This is a genomic window from Paenibacillus sp. Pae15 (genome assembly GCF_024519685.1).
Lineage (GTDB): Bacteria > Bacillota > Bacilli > Paenibacillales > NBRC-103111 > Paenibacillus_G > Paenibacillus_G naphthalenovorans.
Genome location: NZ_JALJRM010000013.1, coordinates 35,616 through 60,461, shown reverse-complemented (window position 1 = coordinate 60,461; position 24,846 = coordinate 35,616). Strand labels below are relative to the sequence as shown.

Annotated in this window: 23 protein-coding genes; 5 read left to right on the top strand and 18 right to left on the bottom strand. The window is 51.9% G+C overall.

The annotated features are described in order from the left end of the window. Positions 1-2: 2 nt before the first annotated feature. Complete coding sequence (locus tag NR121_RS12865) at positions 3-728, bottom strand: ABC transporter ATP-binding protein (RefSeq protein ID WP_054817582.1); 726 nt, start codon at positions 726-728, stop codon at positions 3-5. Between the two features lie 210 nt (positions 729-938). Here NR121_RS12865 and NR121_RS12860 point away from each other — a divergent pair, with 210 nt between their 5' ends. Then, positions 939-2,594 carry a PucR family transcriptional regulator gene (locus NR121_RS12860; protein ID WP_174350564.1) on the top strand — a complete coding sequence of 552 codons (1,656 nt, stop codon included), beginning with the start codon at positions 939-941 and terminating at the stop codon, positions 2,592-2,594. 76 nt (positions 2,595-2,670) lie between these two features. Here the strand turns inward: NR121_RS12860 and ggt are convergent, their stop codons facing one another. Then, the gene (ggt, locus tag NR121_RS12855; RefSeq protein WP_062406340.1) at positions 2,671-4,251 is read right to left on the bottom strand and encodes a gamma-glutamyltransferase; all 1,581 of its coding nucleotides are present in this window, start codon (positions 4,249-4,251) and stop codon (positions 2,671-2,673) included. Between the two features lie 222 nt (positions 4,252-4,473). Here ggt and chrS point away from each other — a divergent pair, with 222 nt between their 5' ends. From chrS to NR121_RS12835, 4 genes are all read left to right on the top strand, one after another. Next, a complete protein-coding gene (chrS, locus tag NR121_RS12850) occupies positions 4,474-4,956 on the top strand; it encodes a chromate efflux transcriptional regulator ChrS (protein WP_062406338.1) in 483 nt (160 codons plus the stop codon). Positions 4,957-4,960: 4 nt separating this feature from the next. Next, on the top strand, positions 4,961-5,572 hold the full coding sequence (chrB, locus tag NR121_RS12845; protein WP_082660583.1) for a chromate efflux transporter ChrB: 612 nt from the start codon (positions 4,961-4,963) through the stop codon (positions 5,570-5,572). Beyond that, positions 5,560-6,099 (top strand): chromate efflux transporter ChrA, encoded by a 540-nt coding sequence (chrA, locus tag NR121_RS12840; RefSeq protein ID WP_054817581.1) that lies wholly within the window; start codon positions 5,560-5,562, stop codon positions 6,097-6,099. Before chrB ends, chrA begins: the two co-directional genes overlap by 13 nt. A gap of 307 nt (positions 6,100-6,406) precedes the next feature. Further along, positions 6,407-7,660, top strand: a complete 1,254-nt coding sequence (locus NR121_RS12835; RefSeq protein WP_256831292.1) for an MFS transporter — start codon at positions 6,407-6,409, stop codon at positions 7,658-7,660. A gap of 49 nt (positions 7,661-7,709) precedes the next feature. On the opposite strand, the gene NR121_RS12830 is transcribed toward NR121_RS12835, so the two are convergent. The 16 genes from NR121_RS12830 to NR121_RS12755 all read right to left on the bottom strand — a co-directional run bounded on the left by NR121_RS12830 (position 7,710) and on the right by NR121_RS12755 (position 24,807). Next, positions 7,710-8,270 carry a Fe-S-containing hydro-lyase gene (locus NR121_RS12830; protein WP_062406330.1) on the bottom strand — a complete coding sequence of 187 codons (561 nt, stop codon included), beginning with the start codon at positions 8,268-8,270 and terminating at the stop codon, positions 7,710-7,712. 24 nt (positions 8,271-8,294) lie between these two features. Next, the gene (locus tag NR121_RS12825; RefSeq protein ID WP_062406328.1) at positions 8,295-9,137 is read right to left on the bottom strand and encodes a fumarate hydratase; all 843 of its coding nucleotides are present in this window, start codon (positions 9,135-9,137) and stop codon (positions 8,295-8,297) included. A 64-nt stretch (positions 9,138-9,201) separates the two neighbouring features. After that, on the bottom strand, positions 9,202-9,987 hold the full coding sequence (locus NR121_RS12820; RefSeq protein ID WP_062406326.1) for a TrmB family transcriptional regulator: 786 nt from the start codon (positions 9,985-9,987) through the stop codon (positions 9,202-9,204). 189 nt (positions 9,988-10,176) lie between these two features. Then, positions 10,177-11,565, bottom strand: coding sequence for a threonine synthase (thrC, locus tag NR121_RS12815; protein ID WP_054817579.1), 1,389 nt, complete (start codon positions 11,563-11,565; stop codon positions 10,177-10,179). 90 nt (positions 11,566-11,655) lie between these two features. Further along, positions 11,656-13,239 carry an FGGY-family carbohydrate kinase gene (locus NR121_RS12810; RefSeq protein ID WP_137670642.1) on the bottom strand — a complete coding sequence of 528 codons (1,584 nt, stop codon included), beginning with the start codon at positions 13,237-13,239 and terminating at the stop codon, positions 11,656-11,658. A gap of 157 nt (positions 13,240-13,396) precedes the next feature. Next, positions 13,397-14,470, bottom strand: a complete 1,074-nt coding sequence (locus NR121_RS12805) for a 2-hydroxyacid dehydrogenase (RefSeq protein ID WP_054817577.1) — start codon at positions 14,468-14,470, stop codon at positions 13,397-13,399. A gap of 13 nt (positions 14,471-14,483) precedes the next feature. Then, a complete protein-coding gene (locus tag NR121_RS12800; protein ID WP_062406321.1) occupies positions 14,484-15,329 on the bottom strand; it encodes a MurR/RpiR family transcriptional regulator in 846 nt (281 codons plus the stop codon). Positions 15,330-15,528: 199 nt separating this feature from the next. Beyond that, the gene (locus tag NR121_RS12795; protein WP_074728080.1) at positions 15,529-16,593 is read right to left on the bottom strand and encodes an LLM class flavin-dependent oxidoreductase; all 1,065 of its coding nucleotides are present in this window, start codon (positions 16,591-16,593) and stop codon (positions 15,529-15,531) included. A gap of 143 nt (positions 16,594-16,736) precedes the next feature. Continuing rightward, positions 16,737-18,449: an adenine deaminase gene (locus NR121_RS12790; protein WP_062406317.1), complete on the bottom strand. Its 1,713-nt coding sequence runs from the start codon at positions 18,447-18,449 to the stop codon at positions 16,737-16,739. A gap of 20 nt (positions 18,450-18,469) precedes the next feature. Further along, a complete protein-coding gene (locus tag NR121_RS12785) occupies positions 18,470-19,537 on the bottom strand; it encodes an ABC transporter ATP-binding protein (protein WP_054817574.1) in 1,068 nt (355 codons plus the stop codon). 14 nt (positions 19,538-19,551) lie between these two features. Continuing rightward, entirely contained in the window at positions 19,552-20,340 is a 789-nt protein-coding gene (locus tag NR121_RS12780) for an ABC transporter permease (protein WP_256831290.1), read from the bottom strand. A 6-nt stretch (positions 20,341-20,346) separates the two neighbouring features. Then, positions 20,347-21,168, bottom strand: coding sequence for an ABC transporter permease (locus tag NR121_RS12775; protein WP_256831289.1), 822 nt, complete (start codon positions 21,166-21,168; stop codon positions 20,347-20,349). Positions 21,169-21,207: 39 nt separating this feature from the next. Further along, a complete protein-coding gene (locus NR121_RS12770; protein ID WP_256831288.1) occupies positions 21,208-22,143 on the bottom strand; it encodes a nucleoside hydrolase in 936 nt (311 codons plus the stop codon). Positions 22,144-22,234: 91 nt separating this feature from the next. Continuing rightward, positions 22,235-23,308: an ABC transporter substrate-binding protein gene (locus tag NR121_RS12765; RefSeq protein WP_062406309.1), complete on the bottom strand. Its 1,074-nt coding sequence runs from the start codon at positions 23,306-23,308 to the stop codon at positions 22,235-22,237. Between the two features lie 178 nt (positions 23,309-23,486). Continuing rightward, the gene (locus NR121_RS12760; protein ID WP_054817573.1) at positions 23,487-23,831 is read right to left on the bottom strand and encodes a hypothetical protein; all 345 of its coding nucleotides are present in this window, start codon (positions 23,829-23,831) and stop codon (positions 23,487-23,489) included. 181 nt (positions 23,832-24,012) lie between these two features. Further along, positions 24,013-24,807, bottom strand: coding sequence for an MBL fold metallo-hydrolase (locus tag NR121_RS12755; protein WP_174350576.1), 795 nt, complete (start codon positions 24,805-24,807; stop codon positions 24,013-24,015). Positions 24,808-24,846: the final 39 nt, after the last annotated feature.

Here is a 24,846-nt window from a genome sequence, read left to right as displayed (position 1 = left end):
CCTCACTCATCTGTCAATAATTTTTGGATCTCGCGCATCAGCCCGATAAACTCCGGATGCTGGTTGGATCGCGGGCGGTCCATCGTTATCCGGAATTCTCCGGCTACATCTCCGTCCTTCATGACCATGATGCGGTCAGCTAAATAAACGGCTTCACTAAGGCTGTGCGTGATAAACAACACCGATGGGCGCAGTTCGAGCCAAATGCGAAGCAGCTCCTTTTGCATCATTTCCCGCGTAAGGACGTCCAGCGCCCCGAACGGCTCATCCATCAGCAAAATGTCGGGGCCGCTTGCAAGCGCCCTCGCAATCCCGACCCGCTGCTTCATCCCGCCGGACAACTGGTCCGGAAGATGCTCGGCATAATCCTCAAGCCCCACCAGCTTTAAGTATTTATGCGCGATTTCCCTGGCTTCCGCTTTGCTTTTGCCCTGCACCTCAGGACCGAAAGCGATGTTATCGATCACCTTGTACCAAGGAAATAAAGCGTGATCCTGAAACACAACTCCCCTTGATTTGGAAGGCCCTTTCACCGGCACCCCGTTTACCGTGACCGATCCGCTGTCGGGCTGCAAGAAGCCGGCGATCAGATTCAGCAGAGTGGATTTGCCGCAGCCGCTGTGGCCGAGGATACAAATAAACTCATGAGAGTCAACGTCAAAGGTAACATTTTTCAACACGCGTCTGCCTTCATAGCCTTTCTCCACATTTTGAACAGCTAATTGCAAGCCCCTCACCTCTTTTATGTTATAATTCATAACATATAACGAAACTGTTAACTACATAATACCACTCATTTTGTGATTTTCAATATTAAATGTGAACAATTTACACATTTACTTTTGTTTAGCTTGCACAAAATGAGGATTTAATGTACATTTTTCATAAGATAACACATTTTAATGTTATGTTTCATGACAATTAAAGAGGTGTTTCCATTGAAACTAGCGGATTTATTTCAACTGCCCTTGTATCAGAACATCCGGGTATTGGCCGGTCACGAAGGATTGCAGAGGCAGGTCAAGTCCATCAATATGATGGATGCCCCGGATATCATGGATTATTTGAAGCCCGATGAACTGCTGTTGACTACAGCATATGCGATTCGCGACCGCCCCGAGGAGCTGCTTCGTCTTGTTCGTCATATGGCGGCAAGCCAGTGCGCCGGTTTGGGGATCAAGACCAAGCGGTTCCTTGACCAGATCCCCAAAAGCGTCCTGGAGCTTGCCGACGAGATTCATTTTCCCATCATTGAGCTTCCTCTTCATCCGCCGCTTGGAGAGCTGCTGCAGGAATCGCTCAGCTACATAATGGAAAAGCGCAATGAGGAGCTTCGCTATGCTTTGCAAATGCACCGGGAGTTTTCCCGCCTGGTCATGCAGGGTCAAGGCATCCCGTCCGTTATCAACGCATTGTCTCCGCTTGTCGGCGGAACCGTCCTGCTGATCAACCACAGGCTGCAATTCGAGGCAGGCTCCGGACCGGTGACCGAACCTTTCGGCAGCCGGCTGCTGAGTCAAACGCGGGAGCTGCTTGCCAGGCGGGAGGATGGCCAAAGCCGCATTGTCTCTTTATGCTTTGTTCATGGAGGGCTCAAAGGGCCGGAGGTTGTATTTTATCCGATCGAACTGACGCAGCAGCGGTGCTTTCTGGTCCTGGTGAACGCACAAATGGATGATTCTCCTCTGCCCAAGCTTGCCATTGAACAAGCGGCGAATGTGATCGGGTTTGAGCTTATGAAGCGGCAGGCGGTCAAAGAAAGGTCGCGCCGTTTTAAAAACGAGTTTTTTGAGGATTTGGTAGAGGGGAGGTTTCGCTCGGTTGCGGAAATGCTTCACCAGGGAAAGCGTTACGGACTGCAGGAGCCGTACCCTTGTTTGTGTGTCGTAGGGAAAGTCGACGAATCTCTCGATTCGGCGGAAGACAATTTGTACAGCAAGCGGGACCGCATCTATGAACACCTGAAAACCATGCTTGCCGAACGGCAGCAGCCCTATATTCTTTTTAACAAGAAGGATCTGTTCGTGACTCTGTTGAAGTGGGAACGAAGTCTGCAGCAGCACGAATTTCAACTGTTGGACCGGCTCACGGATTTTCAGGAAAAGCTGTTCCAGACCGAACACATTTCGCTTTCCTTTGGCATCGGCAATCCTGTAGAACATCTGACGCTCATTCCATCCACTTACAAGGAAGCGCTGAATGCGCTCCATTTGGGCTATCAATCCAGGCAGTTCCGGTTTGTTCAATCGTACAGGGCCAAAGAAGTCGTGGAGCTGCTCAAAATGATTCCCCAGGAAGCGCTGGGCGATTTCTACAAGGAATCCTTTCATGCCCTGCTGGAGATCGATTTCCGCGAACGCGAGGAATTAATGAATACGGCGCGCGTATTTTTGGAGACGCACGGCCAAATCGCAGAAACCGCCAAACGGCTGTTTATTCATCGCAACACGGTCGCTTACCGCCTTCATAAGTATGAACAGTTGACGCGCCGCAGTCTCCGCGATCCGAACGACTCCCTGCGCTTCCGTCTCGCTTTTCTGATCGATAAGGTGCTGGAGGATTTTGCGCCCCGCGCACCGGCAAACGAATTTTAATGACAAAAAGCCCGCCCGTTTTTTTCTCTAAAGAGAAACGGGCGGGCTTCGGATTCACGCAAACCGCGCCATAGGGTTACCAGCCGATGGCCGCGCCGTCGCTGCGAGCGTCCGAACCGCCGCTGATGAACCCTTCCTCATCCACCATGATCACATGAGCATGGCCCATGATGCCGTCAAAGTCCTTTACCTTGCGTACGGTGTGACCGGCCTTGGCTAAAGCTTCTGTCACTTCCGGGGAGATGCGGCCTTCAACCCTCAGATCCTGCGTCGACGCCCCCCACGTCCTACCCCATACCCATCGCGGCTCATCAACAGCCTGCTGGGGATCCATTCCAAAATCGACCATACGGGTCAAGATCGCCGTTTGGGTTTGCGGTTGTCCCTCCCCTCCCTGCGTGCCGTAAAGAATAACCGGCTTGCCCTCACGGCAGGCCATCGCCGGCATCAACGTATGGAAGGTTCTTTTGCGCGGCTGCAGGCAGTTGGCATGCGCCGGGTTCAGCGAGAAGAACGATCCACGGTTCTGCAGCGTAATGCCGGTATTCCCGGCCGTAACCCCCGAGCCGAATTCAAAGTACAGGCTCTGTATGAACGAAACGGCATTGCCCTCCTGATCGACCACGGCGGCATAGGCCGTATCGCTGCCCATTTGTTCAGCCTCCAGGCTCAGGGCGCGATCCATCCGGATGGAGGCCGCAAGCTCGCGGGCATACTCTTGGCTCAGCAGACGATGAAGCGGAATATCGGCAAAATCGGGGTCCGTCAAATATTCGTTGCGATCGCGAAACCCGAGTTTCAAGGCTTCGATCATCGAATGATAATATTCAAAAGACCCGTGCTCCATGCTGCCGAGGTCGAAGTTCTCCAGGATGTGAAGCGCCATCAAGCCCACAAAGCCTTGGGAATTCGGCGGCATTTGATAAACGGAGTACCCCCGGTACGACCCCTGCAATGGAGTGACCCAGTTCCCCTCATGATCGGCAAAGTCGTCCATGACCAGCAGTCCCCCCTGTTCCTGCAAATAGGAGGTCATCTCCTCCGCTATGGCACCCTTATAGAAAAAGTCCCTTCCATGCTGCGCCAATTCGCGCAGCGTTTGCGCCAGTTCAGCTTGCACGAAACGCCGGCCCGGCTTCACAATCCGCCCTTCCGGCAGGTAAATGGCCGATGTCGGTGCCGTCCCCCTCAGCATCGCCTCGTTCATAACCGTGTACTCGTATTGATTTCGGGACATCGCAAATCCTTTGGAAGCATACTCGATGGCCGGTGCAAGCACTTGCCCCAAGGTCAACCGTCCGTATTCACGAAGCATCGCATCCCAGCCGTCCACCATCCCCGGAACGGTTACAACGCTGAGCACACCGCGGGTTGGAATCTCGATCCGGCCCGCATAAACCTCCCGATTCGCCCGATACCCGGACCGACCGCTGGCGTTGTAGCCCCGCACCTGCCCGTCACTGTGATGATAAGTCAGCCAAAAGGAATCTCCGCCAAGACCGGTCATATGAGGATAGACCACAGCCAGGCAGGCGCTGACCGCCACAGCCGCATCAAATGCATTCCCGCCCTGTTCCAAGATACGGGCTCCGGCCGCCGAAGCCAAATAATGCGGACTCACCACCATCGTTTTTGTTCCCACAACCGCTTTCCTCATCTGCAGCCCCTCCTACATGGCATATAACCTGACATTTAATATTTTAAAAAATAACACGTTCTATCGCGCATAGCAACTAAAAAATTAAAAAATGTCATCATTTTTCTGAAATTGTATTGAAAATGAAGTTGATTGAATATATATTTATCCATATGGTAATGAAATCGAAATAATAACTTTCTTTTCGTAATTTATAATTCTTATAACAAGGAGTCGGTCTCTGTGCATTCCAGAACCTCCGGTGAAATTCCTCCGGTTCCCATCGATGAAATCGACCGTAAAATCATTGCCGCTCTCCATCAAAACGGAAGAATTTCTTACACCGATTTGGCCAAAGAAATCGGATTGTCCCGTGTAGCTGTTCAAGCCCGCATTAATGCCCTGATGGAGTCCGGCGTCATCGAACGGTTTACGGCCGTCATTAATCCCGAGAAAATCGGCATCCACGTATCCGCTTTTTTCAACGTGGAGGTCGAACCGAAGCATCTGCAAGATGTTGCCGAGCAGTTGGCGTCGGAGCCGGTCGTCACAAGCCTTTATCACATGACCGGACCGAGCAAGCTTCACATGCACGGTTTGTTTACGAACAATCTGGAGATGGAGACGTTTTTGAAGGAAAAGCTCTATAAGCTGCCCGGCATCATGAGCGTCGACTGCCAGGTTCTGATTACGCGGTACAAAAGCCGCATGGGAATGAGGTTATAAGAAGATGACCAAATCAAATGGAGTACGTCCTTATATGGATCTGGTATGGGCTATGGGCAGGACAGGGATTCTGGGCTTTGGCGGAGGACCTTCGGTGATTCCGTTAATCCGCTACGAAGCGGTAACCCGTTACCGCTGGATGGAGGATGACGAGTTTGGCGAGATTCTCGCTTTGGCCAATGCGCTGCCGGGGCCGATCGCCACCAAAATCGCCGCCTATCTTGGCTACCGGCAAAAAGGCGTTTCCGGTGCGATCATCTCCGTCCTGGCTCACATCATGCCTTCCGCTGTGGCCATGATCGCTTTGCTTTCGGCCGCCCAACTGCTGAGCGCCTCCCCGATCGTGCAGGGAATGATTGCAGCCGTGACGCCGGTGATCGCGGTTATGCTGGGGGTCATGGCTTACGAATTTGCCGAACGCGCCGTCAAAGGTCTCGGCAAGCCTGTCGGCTTCGCTTTATTTCTCGTCTGTTTTGCACTTTTGCAAATCATCGATATTCATCCGGCTTTCGTTGTCATTGCCTTTCTGGGGTATGGCGCTTTTCATTTCAAAACGACGGCATGGTTTAACAAGAAGAAAACCAGAAAAGAGGACTACACGACATGGAGTGGATAAATCTCTTCATCGGCTTTTTCCTAGCCAACGTACTCGGATACGGCGGCGGCCCCGCTTCCATTCCGCTGATGTATCAGGAAATCGTCGTTCGCCATCATTGGGCGACGGATGCGCAGTTTTCCAATATTTTGGCTCTAGGCAACGCTTTGCCCGGTCCGATCGCCACGAAAATCGCCGCATTTGTCGGCTATGACACCGTCGGGTGGCTCGGCATGACGATTGCTTTAGCCGCAACCGTGGTTCCCACAGCGGCCGCGCTCATTCTGATGCTGAGAATACTGAACAAGCATCGCCAATCGCCGGTCGTCAAAGGAATGACGCTGCTTGTCCAACCCGTGATTGCCGTCATGATGGTCATCCTCACCTGGCAAATGGCATCCACCAGTTGGCAATCGCTCGGCCTGTGGCAATCCCTTGCGATTGCCGCCATTGCTTATTGGGCGATGGAACGGCGCAAAATTCATCCCGCCCTAGTCATTATCGGCGCCTTCGCTTACGGAGGATTGGTTCTGCCTTATTTTATATAATCGTTGGAGACTGCCGGTTTAAGCCGGTTTAACCATTCCCGTATCAGCCTCATCCGGTCCGCCCCGCCGTTTGGATACTGCGTGTATCCGAACGGCGGGGCGCTCGCATTAAAGAACGGTTTTATAAAAATACGGAGTAATTACTATATTTTATTTTATCCAAATATTGTACAATCATGGAAAAGAGCTGCGAACCAGCCAACGGACGACGGGTTTTTCACGAATCGATAAAACCGCTCTCCAAGCCTATCGAACCATTCGCCATTCGGAAGTCGAACTAAAACCAATGCTTCGGGGAGGGTTTTCTATGCATTATGGATGGATTATCGTATCGATCACCTTTATTACCATACTGATTGTGGCAGGAATCCGTTCCACTACAGGAGTGCTAATCATTCCGTTGGAACAAGAATTCGAATGGAGCCGTTCAGCCATTTCTCTCGCTTTTGCGGTCAATTTGACGTTATACGGATTCTCCGGTCCCTTTATTGCGGCAGGAATGGAACGGTTCGGCGTCCGCAAGATGATGGTGTACGGCATGATCCTTTTGGTTTCCAGTATTGCTGCAAGCCTTGTCATGACGCACATCTGGCAGCTTCACCTGATATGGGGGATCATTATAAGCCTGGGCTCCGGTGTATTTCTCACCGTCCTTTCGGCAACCGTGGCCAACCGCTGGTTCGAGCAAAAGAGGGGGATGGTGCTGGGGCTGCTGATGGCAAGTACGGCCGCGGGGCAAATGGTGTTTCTTCCTCTGCTCTCCTATCTGATTCAAGCCTATTCCTGGCGTATCGCTTTATCCCTATTTCTTGGTTTAGGGATTTTGATGATTCCGCTTATCGCATTTTGGATGAGGGAGCGTCCTTCGGATAAAGGGCTTCTGCCCTATGGAGCAGCGGATGACAAACCGCCAATGCCATCGGATACAAGGAAGAAAGACCCCGTTTCTGCGGCTTTTGAAGGTTTATGGGCCGGGGTTCGCTCCGTGCCCTTTTGGCTGCTGGCAGCAAGCTTTTTTATTTGCGGCGCATCATCGACAGGTCTCATCGGCACTCATTTCATACCCGCATCCTCCCATCACGGTATTCCGGAGGTTCAGGCTGCCGGTCTGTTTGCTTTCATGGGTATTTTTAATATTATCGGAACGATCTTTTCCGGATGGCTGTCCGACCGGTTTGACAACCGCTGGCTTCTGTTTTGGTTTTATGGATTGAGAGGCTTGTCCCTGCTTTTGCTGCCCTATCTTTTTGACCTGAAATCGTATGTTCTTTTTATGGTTTTCGCTGTATTTTACGGTCTGGATTGGATCGCCACCGTTCCTCCTACCGTCCGTTTGGCTGCGGATCATTTCGGCAAAGAGCGCGGCATTGTCATCTATGGCTGGCTGTTCGCCGCACATCAGTTAGGTTCCGGCGCAGCCGCTTACTTAGGAGGATACATTTACGAGCAATACCATAGCTATACGCTTTCCTTTATCTTTGCCGGACTCCTGTGCATTGTAGCGACTTTATTTGTGTTTAGCGTAAGGAAGAAGCCCCAGTCGCGGCCTCTTAATGCATAAATCAAACAAGCTGATTGTCTGTTTGTACAGGCATCAGCTTGTTTGTCCATCAAGAATCGAGCGTTCTATATTTGGCTATCTCCTGCTCGTACAGGTCTCCTCCATGTGCATCGTACACCACCAGTACCGGAAAATCCTCTACCGTCAGCTTACGGATGGCTTCCGGCCCCAGATCTTCGTAAGCGATAATTTCAGCCGATTTGACTCTCTGCGCCAACAGCGCGGATAAACCGCCGATCGCCGAGAAGCATACGGCTTGTTCCTTTATGCAGGCCTCCTTGACTTCCTTGCTCCGCGGCCCTTTCCCGATGGTGCCTTTGACTCCGTACTTATACATTGCGGGTGTATAAGGATCCATACGCGACGCTGTCGTCGGCGCAATCGATCCTATAATTTGTCCCGGCTTCGGAGGGGTGGGGCCGGCATAAAATACAATTTCATTTTTTAAATCGACCGGAAAATCGCGGTGTTGAGCCAGCAATTCCAACAGCCTCTTATGTGCCGCATCCCGGGCCACATAAATCGTTCCATTGAGGAGCACTTCGTCGCCCGCTTTAAGCTGGATTACCGCCTCTCGGGTCAGAGGAGTTTCCAGACGAACTTTTGCCATAACCAATCACCTTCCCGATCTAGTTTAGATGATACACGTTTTTTTGCGCGCAGCATGACATTGAAGATTCACGGCCACCGGAAGAGCGGTAATATGACAGCCGTAGGTTTCCACGGCAACCCATAGAGCCGTACTCGTGCCTCCCAGTCCTTGAGGTCCGATGCCCGTCTTGTTGATATCCTCCAGCAGCTCTTTCTCCAGCTGAGCGATATGGGGCTCATGATGATAAACCCCCACTTCCCGCAAAACGGCTTCCTTCGCGATTTCAGTGACCTTATCGAAGCTTCCGCCAATACCTACACCTACGACCAATGGCGGGCATGCCCTTCCTCCCGCGGCCTGGATCGTATCCAGGACGAACTTCTTCACGCCGGCGACGCCGTCTCCGGGAAGCAAAAACTTCATGGCGCTCATGTTCTCGCTTCCGCCTCCTTTCGGAAGAACGGTGAATTGGATTTTATCCCCGGGCACAATCTTGGTATGAATCACGCCGGGTGTGTTATCGTTCGTGTTATTGCGCAGCAGCGGATCGCCTACAATGGAATTACGCAGATACCCTTCTTTGTATCCTTTGCGAATGCCCTCATGAATCGCGTCGGTGAAGCTGCCGCCTTGAATATGAACATCCTGGCCCACTTCGGCAAAAACCACCGTAAGTCCCGTATCATGACAATAAGGCCGATTTTCTTCAGCAGCCAATTGAGCGTTTTCAATCAACTGATCCAAAATACTTTTGCCCAGGGGCGATTTCTCGCTTTCACTGGCCCTATGAAAGCCTGCAAGGATATCATCAGGCAGATAATAACAGGCTTCCCAGCACAAAACGGCGATAGAATCACGAATTTGATCAACATGAACGGTTCTCATGGTCATCTATCCTCTCTCATTTGATTTGCTTCAAGAGCACATGTGATCAGGTCAGGGCGCCGATTCATTGTTCCCCGAAAAAGCGCTTCCTTGCCGGAGTGATCCATTGATCCATTTCTTCCCGCTTATCTTCCGTGACCAACCGGTTGACCAGCACATCGTGCCAAATATAATCCTCCAGCAGGTAAATATGAACCGGGTCGTCGGTATAGAAGGCGCCGCCGCTCTGTTCAGGAGAATGGCCATAGAACAGCTCCTTGCCATCTATGGACAGAATAAACCACGGATGGTCCACATGCTCCACGTAATGGGTTTTACGGTGAACCTCCAGGCCCGGCAACGGGTCCTTTACCTGGAACAGAAGCCCGCTCAGCAGACATTGATCCCGCTTGGCCTCCAGATCCTCCTTAAGCCTCCGATACATGGGCTCCCACAAAGACAGCAGAATTCGCTTCTCCGCACGCCGGATAAGAACGCGGCAAAAGGATAAGATGTTGTCCTCTCCTTTAATCGTCGTCACATAGACTTCCGGTTCGGGGCTTTGTTTTTCAAGAAGCTTCAATTCGGTTTCCAAACGGCTGTAGGTCGCTTCCCATTTCGTTTTCATCGACTCCAGGAAAACCTCGACCGGCAAGGAGGAATAATGGGCTCCTCCGTCCACGTCTTCCTTCATCACCAGTCCATGCTGCACCAAGCCGTCCAATACTTCATACACGCGTGCCCGCGGCACACCCGAGGCTTTGCTTACCTGATAGGCATTCGAAGGTCCGCGGGAAACCAGCGTCAGGTACACCTTGGCCTCGTACTGGGTCAATCCCGTCGATTGAATCTTTTGCAGCAGATCCTCCATCCCTCTCCCTCATTTCTAATTCCAACAATAGTTACTACTACAGTAGTGTACACTGCTCTTAATGCCATAATAACCAGTTGCAGAATTTTTTACAACTATTTTTTTGATCGGCCGATGATTTATCCCGACTCGTGACTCAAAACAAAATAAAACCGCCCGGAACTTCCCGGACGGTGGTTTGATCAGATATTAAAAGAAACGTTTCAGTTGTTCGGCTACTTCCTGCTTCGAGTTTTCAACCACAGTCATATGCTGGGGCTTGTCGAAAAGCGCTTGAATTTCGGCAGGGAACTTCTGGGAGATATCGCAAAGCTGAATGGATTCGTTAAACTTGGCCGGGTGAGCGGTAGCCAGCGTTACGCACACCTCATCCTTGTCGCAGCAGGCCTCGTAAGCCGCGATGCCGCAGGCCGTATGCGGATCGGCCAAATAGTCGTATTCCCCGGAATATTTGCTGATGATTTGCAGGCATTCCTCGTTCTTCACCCCGTGAGCCGAGAAGTCCGACTGTACTTTCTTCAGCAGCTGCGGGTCGATGACGATTTGGCCTTCCGACTGGAACTGCTGCATGAGAGACGTAACCTTCTCCTGATTTTGATCCAGCAGGTAATACAAATATCGCTCGAAATTGCTTGCAATCTGAATATCCATAGACGGGCTATGAGTAACCCGGAAATCTCCCGGACGATACACGCCCTCTTTTACAAAACGCTCCAAAATATTGTTCTCGTTGGTAGCCAGCACGAGGCGGTGAATCGGAAGTCCCATCCGCTTCGCCAGATAGGCCGAGAAAATATTGCCGAAATTACCGGTAGGAACGCTAAAGCTGATTTTCTCCGCTTGGGTCCTCCTGGAAATTTGGAAATAGGCGTAAAAATAATATACCGTCTGCGCCAATATGCGAACGAAATTAATCGAATTGATCGCCCGCAGATGATATTTGTTTTTATACTCCACATCGGCGAACAGCTCTTTAATGATCCGCTGACAATCGTCGAAATTGCCATGAACCGATAAGTTCAGGACGTTCTCGTCGTCGACCGTGGTCATTTGCAGCTCCTGCACCTTGCTTACCTTTTGATGCGGATGCAGAATGCAGATGCGGATGCCTTCTTTCCCCCTGACCCCTTGAATGGCGGCAGCCCCCGTATCCCCGGATGTTGCCCCCAGAATGTTAATGATTTCGTTCTCCTTGCGGGAGACGTACGAATACAGGTTGCCCATAAATTGCAGGGCGATATCCTTGAATGCGAACGTCGGTCCGTGAAACAGCTCAAGCACATACAGCGAATCGTGAATTTGTTTCACCGGCGTCACTTCAGGGCTGCGGAAGCCCGAGTAGCTTTCGTCAATTAATTGCTTCAGATCTTCCCGCGGAATCTCACCGTTGGTGAAATAGGAGAAAATTTCGAGCATCAGGTCCCGATAGCTTAATTGCTCCCATTGTTTGAACACTTCTTGCGGAACGGCCGGAATATCCGTCGGAAGCATGAGCCCCCCGTCATCTCCAAGCCCCATCAAAAAGGTTCGGATAAAACCCGTTTTTTCCACTTTGCCTCGTGTGCTTATAAAGTCCATAGCAGTCCCCTCACGTCATAATTAGCCCCTATTATAACACACTTTTTCGCAAAGCGGAAAAGCCCCGGGGGCGTTCGGGGCTTTTTTCGTTTATTCCCGTTTATGCAAAGCATTCAGCTTTTCCGTCACGCGTCTTGCCCGTTCATAAATTCGCTCTTTATTCAAAGTCTCGTAGATGGCATGATGAAGCTCGGCCATTTCCCGGTAGATGTCTTTCATCTCGCGGTTCGCCGTTTTCATCCTTTGCAGATCGAGCCTGCCCATCTTTTTATGCGCCTCGTTCAAGTCGGGAAACAGGCCCAATGCGGTGAAGGCGATCATGGCAGCTCCGAGGGAGGTCGCCTGCTCCGTTTGGTCGGGAATGACGACCAGACCGTAAATATCCGCCTGAATTTGATTGAATAAGTCCAACCGGGCCAACCCCCCGCTGACATGAACCGCCGTGAGCCGGATATGGTCCGCCTTCTGATCCTGCGAAAGCAGGGAATCGATCACATTCAGATTTTTTTGAATTTCAAAGCAGATGCCCTCCAGATAGGCGCGAACGACATCGCTCTTCTTGGTCCCCAGCGACAAATTGAACAAAATTCCCGAGGCGTTGGCATTCCAATATGGCGCGGCGCTGCCTGCATAATGCGGAATATGAAACAGACCGTTCGCCCCGGGGGCGGACATCTCCGCCTGCTGATTCAGGGCATCGTAAGATCCGTCCGTCCCAAGGAAATCCCTCAGCCAGCGATAGGTGGAGCCGGTCGTAAAGATGCCCGCTTCAATGACCCACTGGCCCAAAACCGCGGAGGCGCTGCACACGACCTTCTGATCGGCGCTGCGAATCGGCCGGGCTGTCGGGGCGACGACAAAAGATCCGGTGCCTGTCGTTACTTTCACGATGCCGGGACGGATCGCGCCAAGCCCGACCGCCGCGCACTGCTGATCCCCGCCTGCCATTACAACCGGCGTTCCCGCCTTTAGGCCGAACCGGTCCGCCGCCGCGTTCGTTACATTGCCGGCAATGGTACCCGTCGGATAAGCTTCCGGCATCTTGTGAAGATCCACATTCATCGCCTCGGCAATGGTCCGATCCCAGGCGAACTCGTGAATATTGAACAGCATCGTGCGGGACGCCTGGGTCCAGTCGGTCTTAAATTCGCCGGTCAAGGCGTGGACAAGATAATCGTGGACCGTTAGGAAGCAGGCCGTCCGGGCGTATATCTCCGGTTTATGATTCCGGAACCACATGATTTTGGGCAGTGAAAAGTACGGATCGATCTTGAGTCCCGTCCGCTCATAAATCATCTTTTGTCCCAAGCGTTCTTCAATTTGTTTGCTTTCCTCGATCGGACGCTTATCCTGCCACAGAATCGCATGAGCCAAAGGGATGCCGTTCTCGTCAACCGGAACGATCGTCGCCCGCTGCGTGGCAATGGAGATAGCCCGAACCTTGTTCCATAGCTGCGCGGCCGTTTGCCGCAATTCGGCAATCCCCTGCTCGATCGCCAGCAGCCAGGTCGCAGGATCATGGTCAATCACGGTCGGAGCATGAAACACACTCTGATATTCACGATAGGCCATACCAAGGATTTCCCCGGCCTGGTCTATAAGAATGACGCGCCCGCCGGTTGTTCCGATATCCAGGACGAGCACCAATGGACCGTCGGTCATGTGATGGGTCATACGGGTCTCCTCCGCTTATGCTATAGTTCAACGTGCAGGTATTGCCGGAAGCGATGGCTGCAAGGTGAACCGATGATGATAATCATCTGCATACACCGGAGAGCGGACAAAAAGGGTCATGACCTCGTCTGCTCCCGGTTTCATGATCACCATACGTTTATGATTTCAGTAGGGTAAGCCATTCCTTCACTTTGGGATGCTCCAGAACCTCGGGGTTTTTGATCCAGTTGGCTTTCTCCCCGTCAAGCACCTTTTTCACTTCTTCTGCCAGCAAATAAGGCGATTGAGTCAAAGCGTCCGAAGTCGTTCCGGCAATATGCGTGGTCAGCGTTACGTTATCGAGCGCAAGCAGCGGATGATCCGCAGGAATCGGTTCGATATCGAACACATCGAGTCCGGCGCCGGCAATCTTCTTCTCGGACAGCGCTTGAACCAACGCCTCCGTATCGATCAGCCCGGACCGGGCGCAATTGATCAGATAGGCCGTAGGCTTCATCATGGACAGCTCCGCATGGCTGACGAAATGATGGTTTTCCTCGGTCAATCTCGCGTGGATGGAGATAAAATCGGATTCGGCAAACAGCGTTTCCTTCCCGACCAAAGTCACGCCCGGCATATCGACGGATTCCGCTTTGACGTATGGATCATACACCAGGATTTGAACATCGAATCCGGCCAGCTTCTTTGCCACCAGGCGTCCGATATAACCGAAGCCGACGATACCGATTTTTTTGCCTTTCAGCTCCGGAATGTAATCCGAGTTGCTGAACACCTTCCGCCATTCCCCATTCTTGATCGACAGATGCGCACGGGCGATGTTTCTCGACTCGCTCAGCATCAAGCCTATGGTAAAATCCGAAACGGCCTGTGCATTTCTGCCCATGACATGGACGACGATAATCCCGCGCTGCGTAGCCGCTTTCACATCGACGTTCTCCGTTCCCGCCCTTGCCACGCCGATCAGCTTTAAATGATCAAAGGCATCCATCCCGTCGGCAGAGAAGGGTCCGAACAAACCGAGCACCATATCGGCGTCCTTGTTCTCTCGAAACACCGCGGGAACTTCCTCCACCGCCGGCCCCTGCTGCTCGATGACAAGCCGTCTGTTCTGCAGCCGTCCCCAATCGGTTTCCCAATCCGTCGTAACGATTTCATGGTCCCCCAATAAGCGTGCGGCCTCCGTAAACTGCTTGCCGCTGATCATCGCGTCTCCAAAAGTAAGTATCTTCATGTTGCACCCTCCATTATGTTTTTAATTTGGCCACCGCAAGGCGGGAAAGGTTCACGGCTTCAATCGCATGATTTCCTTTATGCAGCACCGTAATCACGTAAAGGCAATCGATAATCGTCATTTGCACGATTCGGCTTACCATGGCGTCCGGCCGGTAGTTGGTCTCATTCGCACTGGTGACCAGCAACTCGTCTGCGATCTGGGCGATCGACGACTTGCTGAAGCCCGTAATGACGATAATGCGGGCTTGTTTTTCTTTAGCCAATTGGAGCACCTTGAGCAGCCCTTCGCTTTCGCCGGAGTGCGATATGGCGACAATGACATCGCCCTCGTTCATATGGGAGGCCGCAATGGCTTCCATATGAAGGTCGATAATCGGCATCACCGTCTCCCCAAGCCTGAGAAATTTGTGAGCCGCATCGCTGGCCATAATCCCCGAAACCCCTTGTCCGAAAAAGAAAAGACGTTTGGCCGCGGCCATCATGGCGCCTGCACGCTCAACGGCTTCATAGTTAATCAATTCCTTGGTTGTATGCAGAGCGACCATGGTTTGATCGATAATTTTATGAAAAATTTGATCGGCGGAATCCGATAAATCGATCTCTTCATAAATGCTGCCGGCCGCGTTATCGTTTGCATTTTCCTGAACCAGCGCCACCTTGAGCTCTTGATAACTGGCATACCCGAGTCTTCGGTAAAACCGGACTACGCTGGGCTCGCTGACTTCGCTCAATTTGGACAGCTCATTCATGGAAAGCAGAAAAGGCTTCTCCGTTTGGGACAAAATGCTGTAAATCTTTTTCTCGGAATTGGTCATCTCCTTTTCAATGGCTTTGACGCGATGCTGAAAAGTAGCCATACCTGCAGTCCTCTCTTTCAGTATAATGTAGTTTTACTACATTTTTGAACTGATATCAATATATTTTTATTACAAAAAAATCCCCGCCAAAAAGGCTTTGACAATAACATTACGGGCAAAATGAAACGGCCTTAGTCCAAAAAAATTCAGGACCAAGGCCGCTTCAAGGATTTTTATTTGTTGTACATTCCCATTCAGATTAAAGCGCGACCGGGTTCAAGCTGCGAACACGCGGGAAAACCTCCCTCGCAAAGCGTTCCAGCTCGGATTCAAGCGGTTGGAACTGCAGCATAAACAGTTCGACGCCAATCTCGTGAAACGCTGCGATCCGCTCGGCTACCTGGTCATATGAACCGACCAGCCCCGCTGCCGTGCCCCCGTTCGTACCTATAGCCGGATACTTGGCAATCGTTTGAAACATGACTGCTTTCTGGTCTGCATGTCCGAAAAGCTGTTCATTCAGAGGCTGGTCGGCCTTGGCATATTCCCAGGCTTTAGCCAGCTCGGCCTGCGCTTCCTCCTCCGTCTCACGCGCAATGACAAAAGCGGACAGCCCAAAGCGGACGGGGACGCCTTCCCGTTTCCGCCCGGCAACGGAACGGATGAGCCTCTCGACATTCTCAAGCGGCTGCCCGTTAATAAACCAGACGTCGCCCAGACCCGCAGCCAAATCTCTCGCCGGCTCCGACTCTCCACCCACATAAATGGCAGGACGCTGCCTTGTTTTCGGTTTCGGGTTCAATTCAATTCCATCCACGTGGAAGTACTTGCCCTCAAAGCTGGTTTTCTCCCCGGACAGCAGCGAACGGACAATCGTGAGCCATTCGGTTCCGTAAATATAACGCTCGTCATGTTCGGCAAAAGGAATGCCCGATTGGAGCAGCTCCGGTTTGTACCAGGCATTGACCACATTGATCGAGAACCGTCCGCCGCTGATCTCCTCGATGCCGAGAGCTTGCTTGGCGAGCACCACCGGGTGGAAGAGCGTCGGCTTTATCGCGGCGATAATTTCAATGCTTGAGGTTAATGAGGCCAGACCGGCGGCTGCGGTCCAGGTCTCCAAAATATCAAATTCATGCCCGTACGGATTGACGATATGCTGGGCTATAAGCGTTGAATCGTAGCCGAGCTTTTCGGCGGACAGCACCAGCCGTTTAGCTCTTTCCCAGGAAGCGTCAAAGGGGTCCTCCGGATGCGTCGTAGCCCCCCATGTTCCATAAACCGGTGTCCATACTCCAAACCTAGGACCTGCAATTCGACTCATATTTTACATCCTCCTATCTTCTCATAAGAATAAAAAAATCCATTCTCGCAGCGAGAATGGATTTTCCGGCGTACCGGTCAAATCATATTAATTCAATTGGAATAATTTAAATTATAAAATTGATCCGTTTTTTTGTCAATTCCTTATTTTCCTGTTATCAATGATACGATCTTTCCCGCGTTTACATCGATCAAACCCCGGTCGGTTATTTTCAAATGCGGGCTGACAGGCAGCGAGTGCGTGCTGATCGACATAATCGGATTATAATGGCGGTATCCGAGCGATTCCATCGCTTGGCACAGCCGCTCCACTTCCTTAGCCACCTGCTCCAGCGGGGCCTCGGTCAAGATGCCGCCGACGGACAGCCGGAGATGGGCCAGCACACGGCCGTCCTCCACTACACAGAAGCCTCCGTGGCAACGGATCACCTCATTGGCCGCCAGCATCATGTCCTGCGGATGATGACCGACGACAAGCAGGTTGTGGTTATCGTGGGAGTAAGTCGTCGCCACCGCGCCGCGCTGGATCGTATCTCCGCCGATCAAACCGTACGCCCGATTGCCAGTCTTGCCGTAGCGCTCGAAGGTAGCGATCAGGCCATAGGGGCTTTCCTGCCATAGGAGCTCCCCGCCCCGGATGTCCACCTCCCCGCGGTGCTCCCGGGTGAACGTCGAATCTTTATTGACCATCATCACCCGGCAGGCATACCGGCCGTCGGCCTCCTCCGTGCGGATCGCGAAATCGGCTTCGGTCAGCAGAGGAAGTTTGACGCTTTCGTAATAATGGGCCGGGAATGCCGGCGGAAACTCCTGCTGCCGGTAATCATCGTTAACATCGAACGCTAGCCGCCCGTTCTTGTACACCTGATCAATGGCGAACTCCCGGATATCGGATACGACCAGGAAATCTGCGATCTTCCCTGGGGCGATCGCCCCCCGATCGTGAAGCCGCATCCTCCTGGACGGGGTGAATGTACTCGCGTAAATGGCCCGCTCGGGGCTCATGCCCATACAGATCGCTTTGCGCACCAGATGGTTCAAATGGCCCCGCCGCTGAAGGGAATCGGCCATGACGTCGTCGGTTACAAAGCAAAAATGCTCCGAGACGTCGTTGGCAATCAAAAAGTCCATCACCTCTTCGCTCATCGATTTTTCCTGAATTTCGATAAACATCCCTGCGCCGATACGCGCTTTCAACCCTTCCACGGTCTGATGCGTATGGTCCGAATCGACTCCGGCATAAATGACGCGCTGCAAATCCAGATCCAGCAGCCTCGGGCAGTGCCCCTCAATGATCAAATCGGGATAATGGCTGCGGACATGCTTCAGAATCCGATTCGTCTTGCTGTCGGGAGCGGTCACGACATCGACGTAGTTCATGATTTCGCCCAAGCAAATGATGTTCTCCGATTGCAGCAGCTCGTCCAATTCGGGAATGTCCAGAGAGCCTCCCGACGTTTCCAGCGAAGTTGCAGGAACCGAGCTGGGGACGGCATAGAACATATCGACCATACAGCCTTCACTCGCCCGGATCATCTGCTTCACGCCGTCCATCCCGAATACATTGGCCATCTCATGGGGCTCGGGCACAATGGTCGTGACGCCGTTCGGGAGGAGCCCGTAAGAGAACGTCCGGGGCGTCACCATCGTGCTTTCGATATGAAGATGAATGTCAATCAGTCCCGGAATCAGATAGCGTCCGCTCCCGTCCATCACCTCATCGCTTTCAAGGTCTTCCGCTCCGCGGGGGCCGATGTACAAAAACCTGCCGTCCGCGACAGCCGCGTTTCCCTGAATGAATGATTTAAAATAACTGTTGTAGATATGAATGTTTTGGATCAGCAGATCCGCTCGCATGCCGGGCACCTCCAAGTTCATTATTTAACCAATACCAGCTTGTCCTTAGGGAATTGCAGATGAACCTGCCGCCCGTTGACATAAGGTAAATCCATTTCTTTGTTGACCGTAAAATTCCCGAGCTCCGTTTCAACGATATATTGGTAGCTTCGTCCCAGGAATGTGCTCACCTTGACGGTTCCCGTCAGGCTGTTCCCGCCGGAGGAGTAAGCCTCGCCAACGCCGTGAAGGACGATATCGTCAGGACGTATGGCGCCTTTCCGGCCGGCATGCTGCGCATACTTCGGATTCGGAGCGACCGTGAATGTATGCCCGCCCCGGTGCTTCAGCTCAATGTCTCCGCCGCGGTCTCTGCGCGCTTCGAAATCGATAAAGTTGGTAAAGCCGGTGAACTTGGCGACAAATTCGGTTTTAGGGTATTTAAATATGGCGGCCGGTGTATCGAGCTGTTCGATTAACCCTTTGTTCATAATGGCCACCTGATCCGAAATCGAAAAGCACTCCTCCTGATCATGCGAAACATAGACGGTAGTAATGCCGAGCTCCTGCTGAATGCGGCGGATTTCCACCCTCATGTTGATCCGGAGATTGGCGTCGAGGTTGCTGAGCGGCTCGTCAAACAGTAGCAGGTCGGGCTCGATCACCAGCGCGCGGGCGATCGCTACCCTCTGCCTCTGCCCTCCCGATAAAGCTTTGGGCATTCGCTTGTCTAGGCCTCCGAGACTGACAATGTCCAATATTTTTTTGACCCGCCGGTCGATGTCTTCCCTGGGAACCTTGCGCATCTGCAGGCCAAAAGCGACATTATCGTAAACGTTCAGGTGCGGGAATAAAGCATAGCTTTGAAACACAAAGCCAAAATTCCGTTTGCTGACCGGAACCCGGGTGTAGTCTTTTCCGTTAAATATGAATCGCCCAGCCCTGGCTTCCAGGAATCCGGCGATCAATCTCAAGGTCGTCGTTTTCCCGCAGCCGCTCGGACCGAGCAGCGACACAAACTGCCCCTTGTCTATATCCAGACTGAAATTTTGCAATATATTTTGCTGATCGTAAGCGACCGATACGTTGTCCAGCATAAGCAATGCCATGATAATAGCCTCCGTTATTTTTTGGTAAAATAAGATAATCCCATCAATCGCTCGATCACAAACATCAGCATGGCCGTAAAGATCATGAGCAGCACGGAAATCGCCGCAATCGTCGGGTCAAAGTTATTTTCCACATAAGTCAGCATCTGGATCGGCAGCGTGCTGACGCCCGGTCCCGTCATAAAGACGGAAATGTCCACATTGTTGAACGACTCCAAAAACGCAATGAGTACAGCTGCGATAAGGCCCGACTTGATATTGGGCAGCACGATGGTGAAAAAGGTGCGGAGAGGCCCCGCCCCAAGACTATGCGCCGCTTCCTCGACGGCAAAATCGAAATTGGACAAGCTGGAAGCGATGACGCGGATCATAAACGGAAGCATAATGACGGTATGCCCCGCGAACAAGGCCGTATAAATCGGCAGTTGATAAGCGACGATCAAATACTTCAGCATGATAAAGCCGAGCACAATGCCGGGGATGAGCACCGGCGAAATAAAGACCGCATTCCAGGTGTCCTTGCCTTTGAAGCTAAACCGGCTTAACGCGTACGCCGCGGGAATGCCCAGCAGAAGCGCCAATACGTTGCCGACAAACGAAACAAGCACGGATGTCCGGAAGGTCTTCATGAACATCTCGACTTCAAAGATATGTTGATACCATTTGAATGAAAATCCCTGGGGAGGAAATTTCAGAATTGTGCCCGGTTCAAAGGAAGCCACCCCGATAATCAGCAGGGGCCCGAGCAGAAAGATATAGACCAGCAGCGTAAACAAACCCAGTCCGCGATGGTTCTCCCGCACATCAAGCTACCCCTTCGGATTCAATTTATTGGCGACGGCATTCATCAGGGCGATGACAGCCAATGTCACGACAATCATAATCGCGGCGATCACCGATGCCGAATACCAATCATTCAGCGTAATTGCATTTTGGTACAAAAAGGTGGAGACGACAAGCTGCTTGCCTCCGAGCAGGGCAGGCGTCGTATAAGCCGTCAGGCTGCCTACGAACACCAGAATGCTCCCTACGATCAGACCGGGCACGCTCAGCGGCACGACGACTCTGAAAAAGGCTTTCAGCCTGGATGCCCCCAGGCTCTCCGCGGCCTTCAACAAATCGGGATCGATGTTCTCCAGCACGCCGACGAGAGTGATCACAATCAGCGGCAGAAACAGATGAACCATGCCGATCATCATCGCCGCAGGAGTATACAGAATTTCGAGCGGCTGATCGATCATGCCCAGAGCCGACAGAGAACGATTCAGAAGTCCGTTCTTGCCTAGAATGATCATCCAGCTGAACGAGCGGACGACCGGGCTCGTCAGCAGCGGAAAGATGGCCAAAGCCAGCAGCACTGCTTTTGTACGGGGAGACTGCCTGGAGATGTAATACGCCACCGGGAATCCCACAATAACGCACATTGCGGTTGTCACAAGACTCACCCGCAGCGTCGTGAGCAATATTTTGAGAAAATACGGATCCTTGAAAAACTGCATATACCCGCCGAGCGTAAAGCTCCCTTCCGGAAAGAAGGTCGAACCGATCGTCAGCAGGATAGGCATGAGCATAAATACCGCCAAAAACAATAGGCCGGGCAGCAGCAGCAGATAAATATACGTTTTTTTCATGTAAAGCAATCTCCTGTTCCGTTCCTTGTTTCGCCGGTACTAGATGCTGCGAAGAGCACGGATAAACAGCCGGAGGAAAGCGCCGGTATCGACTTCCAGGCATACATGGACGTTCGGCTGCTTGTGAAGCCGGTTCTGAAAATCGCAGACCGTCTGCCCGTCGCACAAGTCGCTTCGGGTCTCCACATCCACGTAATAATATCCGGTTGTGACCAGGTCGCGGTTTATGGCTACGCCGACGGCCAGCGGATCGTGCATGGCGCAAGCACGCACTCCGTACCGTTCATAGTAACGCTTCATATAATCTGCCGTGCTCTGCCGGACATAAGCACCTAAGGGAGAGCCGGCCAGCTGCCCGATGTGCTCTTCTGTCAGCAGCGCACGGCGTGTGACGTCCAGCCCGACCAGCGTTAATGAACGAAAGCCCGCATGCATAACGATCTTCGCTGCTTCCGGATCGACGTACATGTTGTACTCGGCGGTGGGCGTCACGTTGCCGAAGCTTTGGACTGCTCCTCCCATGAAGATCACCTCCTTCACGCGATGGACCAAGCCCGGATCTTTCCTGACGGCATGGGCCAGATTGGTGAGAGGCCCCGTCATGACCAGCGTAACCTCGCCCGGAAACCGCGCCGCACTCGCGATCATGAAATCGGGAGCAAAGCCGTCCGCAGCCGTTTTCTCAAGCTGCATTGCGGATAACGCGCCGCCTAGACCGTCTTCCCCATGCACTCTGTGTTCAAACACGGCCGGCCGGAACAAAGGCCGGTCCGCCCCCCGGATGACGAGAATCCGCTCTGCCGCATCCAGCAGCTCCAAGATTTTGCATGTATTCTCGGTCGCTTTGGCTAAAGAAACGTTTCCGCTCACTGTGGTAATCCCCAGAATATCGAGCTGCCGGCTGCGAACCGCAAGCACAATCCCGAGCGCGTCATCAATACCGGTATCCACATCCAGGATAACTTTCTTTTGCATAACCGTCCCCTTTCTTCCGCATAAGCTCCCGTCAAGAAAAAACAAGGATACACTGGAAAACCGCATATCCTTGTTTATCCGTTCATTCGCCTTATTGCGTGATTTCCCGGTTCCAACGGTCGGTCCAGGCTTTCAAACGTTCATTGACGAATTTCATATCCAGCATACGCAGTTTCTCCACAACCTCTATACCATAGGTGATTCCTTGTACTTCCTCCGGTTTCAGCTGCAATGTTTTATTCACCGGAGAATCGACAGCCGCTTTGGCCGCCTTCTCCTGAACTTCCTTGCTCAGATGCCAGTTAATGAACTCTTCGGCCAACGGTTTGTTCTTGCTGCCCTTCACTACATTCACGGTGTTGATTACAGCGTAAGCTCCTTCCTGCGGGGCGATGAACTTCGCGTCCGGAACAGCGGCTTTCAGATCTTTCACGTACATTTCCAAAATCGGTCCCGCGACGATTTCGCCTTGGGCGAACATATTCACGAATTCGGACGTCTTGCTGTAATACTTGACTACATGGGGGTTCAGCTCTTTCAGCTTGGCAAACGCCTGCTCTTCATCGAATGAGGAGGAGCCGGCCACATGCGATGCGGCATCAAGAACCATCGGGCCGCTCGTCGAGGTGATCGACGGCAGCGTCAGCTTCTTGGCCAGCTCAGGACTCCATAGATCACTCCAGGATTTCAGCTCCTTGCCCGCCGTTTTCGGATTGTATGCAATGCCCAGTTGGCCGATCGTATACGCCGGACCGTACTCCTCGCCGAGCGGCGCTTTGGCTATATCGTAAATCTGCTCGATATTAGGTATTCTGCTCCGGTCGATCTTCTCGAACAAGCCGGCTTCAATCGCCTGCTGCGCATAGTAATCCGACAAATAAATGAGGTCCACTTGAGAGCTGCCCTGCTTTACTTTGCTCAAACGTTCCGCATTGTTACCAATTTCAACGACGATTCGGGCATGATGCCGTTTTTCGAACGGTTCATAGACTTCTTTCTTGAAAAAATCCTCCGAGAAGCCCCAGGTGGAAATAACGAGTTTGGTCGGTTCCCCACCGCCCTCCGACGCCGTACCGCTTGGTTCTTGCTTTTCCGTTCCGCACCCGGCCAGAGCCAGTCCCAAAAGAGATACTGAAACCAGGCCGCTAATCCATTTTTTCTTCACATCCTATTCCTCCCCTTGTTTTATGTGGTTAAATAAAAAAAAGGAAAGCGTTTCAGCTAGAAAGAATCTTCTAACCAAAGCGCTTTCCCTTCGTAAACAAAGTCAGGCGTTATCCGTTGGTTTCCGTGGGGTAGCTCCCCTTAAGATATATCAAAAAGGGAACGTACCGGATATTCCGTCAGGATTCGGCCAAAATAACATTCGTGATGGCCCACTGGGTGGCAGGATCATAGTCCCGCAGCACCGCCTCAATGTCCAATTCGAATCTTTCCTCCAACCGTTCCCTCATCTTCTTCTTGTAAATGTTCGACATATAAAAGTCAACTTCATACTTCAAATTGGGGGCTTCTCCCTCCAAAGCTTCCGAACGCGGAGACCGGCGATGTTTGGCTTTGAAAGTGATTATATTGCCATCAATCGATACTTTAAGCGAAATCGTACCGAATCCGAACAAACTCTTGGATACTTCGTTATAAAGATGGGCAAGCTTCTTCTTACTTTCATTAGAATCTATCGGAAGCACGCTATCACCTTCTAAACCAGCATATCACCATATTACCTAAATAAGTAAAGTTTGGCAAGCTATTGTTCGGTTTCTTTTGTTTGTTTTTTTGCATTTCGAACATTTTCGTGCGGATGTTATGTCAATTTCCGAATAAGCCGTTTCTTCGCGGAGGTTGCCCGCCGCTCTGCAAATTTCCGGCCTATACCAACCGGTATACTTTTCCTTGCTGCAATAAACGATAGGCGCCAATGTTTTCACTTGGATTCTCCGGACTGTCACGATATGCCGTGTCCGCATAATGGCATAAGAGCGTTTTACGTTGAAAATCCTCCGGCAGCGTCAACAAATCGGCAATGGGCGTGTGTAGGCTGCGAATGTCTCCTCCTAATGCTTCGGTTTTGCCGAACCATGCATCGTGTATGATTAAATCGCATTCATTAAGCCATGCGATCAAATCAGGATCAAATCCCGTATCCGGGGCATAACCAAGCCTGAAATTGCCAAAGTCGAACCGGAAGGCGAGCGTGCGCGGGATGTGGCGAGTGGTTTTATAGCTGACTTTGAAGTCTCCGAAATCATGGAAATGCGGAATCGGAACCGGGTCAAAATACCAGTCAAAGGCAGCAAGCCCGCCTCCTTCGCGCACAGATGGCTCAAGGGCCGGGCGCAAATGAGTCCAGATGTCTTGAAGCAGCCATTCGGGACCATAGAGTTTAACCGGATTCTCGGTTTTGTAATACTGAAAGTATGCGAGTTCCTCAAGTCCGCCGACATGGTCTGCATGCATATGAGTAATGAAAAGCTCGCGATAACGGTGAAGATCGAGTTTCAGTTCCCCGTGCTTATTGTTAGAATGAAACATTTTTCCGAGATAAGCCGGGCAGTCAATAAAAAACTCACGGCCGTCCACGCTGATGAAGCTGTTCACAAAAAAATGTCGCGCAGTGAAGGCATCTCCAACACCAAGCGGATAAAGGATTACCGAGTTTGCCATATTTACCTCCCTCTCATGGTTGGAAACCATCCATCTCAT